General features: G+C 66.4%; 1 protein-coding gene. It reads right to left on the bottom strand.

Annotation, left to right across the window (positions count from 1 at the left end):
- Window positions 1-52 precede the first annotated feature (52 nt).
- Complete coding sequence (locus IG65_RS0133915) at window positions 53-1,243, bottom strand: IS110 family transposase (RefSeq protein ID WP_197040028.1); 1,191 nt, start codon at window positions 1,241-1,243, stop codon at window positions 53-55.
- Window positions 1,244-1,363: the final 120 nt, after the last annotated feature.

Raw genomic sequence — 1,363 nt, 5'->3', positions numbered from 1 at the left:
TCTCAATGAGGTTGTCAAGTCCTACTGGTGATTTCCGGGTTTGCTGATGGGGTCAGGTTGCGGGGGCGGGCTGGTAGGTCTTGTGGTCGCGGAGCATGGCCCACAGGACGTTGAGACGGCGGCGGGCCAAGGCGAGTACGGCCTGGGTGTGCCGCTTACCTTCGGTGCGTTTCCGCTCGTAATAGGTGCGGGACGCTGGATCGTGGCGGGTGGCGATCATGGCTGCGAGGTAGCAGGCGCGCAGCAAGCGGCGGTCGTAGCGCCGCGGCCGTTTGAGATTGCCGCTGACGCGACCGGAGTCGCGTGGCACCGGAGCAAGCCCGGCAACGCCGGCCAGCCGATCGCAGCGGTCGAACACCGCGAGGTCGCCGCCGGTCGCGGCGAGGAATTCCGCGCCGAGCAAGGGTCCGAAGCCGGGCATGCTCAGGATGATCTCGGCGTGGCGGTGGCGGCGAAATCGCTGCTCGATCAATGTCTCGGTGTCACCGATCTCGTTGTCGAGCCGCATCACCTCCTTCGCCAGGCGCGCGACCATCGCCGCGCCGATCTCCTGGCCCGCCACGATCGTGCGCTGGGACTCGGCGGCGGTCATCGCGGTGGCTGCGACAGCGGATGCGTTGCGCGCCTTGTGTTCTCGCAGCCAAGCTTCGAGTCCGATCGCACCGAGGCTGCGCAGCCCGTCAGGGGTGTTGTGACCGGCGAGCAGGATAAGAGCCGCTTTGCAGGTGCTGTAGTCGAATGCCCGCTCGAGTGCGGGGAAGTATTCCAGCAAGCCAGCTCGCAGCCGGTTGATCGCTCGGGTGCGATCGCAGACCAGGTCGGTGCGGGCCGCGCAGAGGATGCGCAGCTCGACCGCGATCTCGTCACCGGCCCGCAGGGGTTGCAGGTCGCGGCGCATGCGGGCCTGGTCGGCGATGATCGCCGCGTCCTTCGCGTCGGTTTTCCCGTCGCCGCGGTATCCGGCCGCCGCGTGGTACACGGTGCGGCCGGGGATGTAGAGCAGCCGCTGACCACGACCCAGCAGCAGGCTGATCAGCAGAGCCGCCCCGCCATGGTTGAGATCGATGGCCCACGTCACCTCGCCTCCGTCGGTCAACGCCAGAACCTCGTCGATGAGTCCGGTCAATTCAATCTCGTCGTTGACCACTTTCCGCGACAGACACCGGGTGCCGTCGGGATCGATCACCACGCAGTGGTGCCCCGTCTTCCCCGCGTCCACTCCGGACCAAAGCTGTTGTGGCACAAACACCTCCACCAGGTTCACACAACACATCGAGTAGGTCGACGACCACGCCGTCTTGTCCTTACACAGCGATCGGATCGCGTCTCTCAATCAGCGGTCGAGTCGTCGCAGAACGGCGGG

Source organism: Nocardia sp. NRRL WC-3656, assembly GCF_000720265.1.
Classification (GTDB): Bacteria; Actinomycetota; Actinomycetes; order Mycobacteriales; family Mycobacteriaceae; genus Nocardia; species Nocardia nova.
This window is presented reverse-complemented; position numbering and strand designations above follow the sequence as displayed.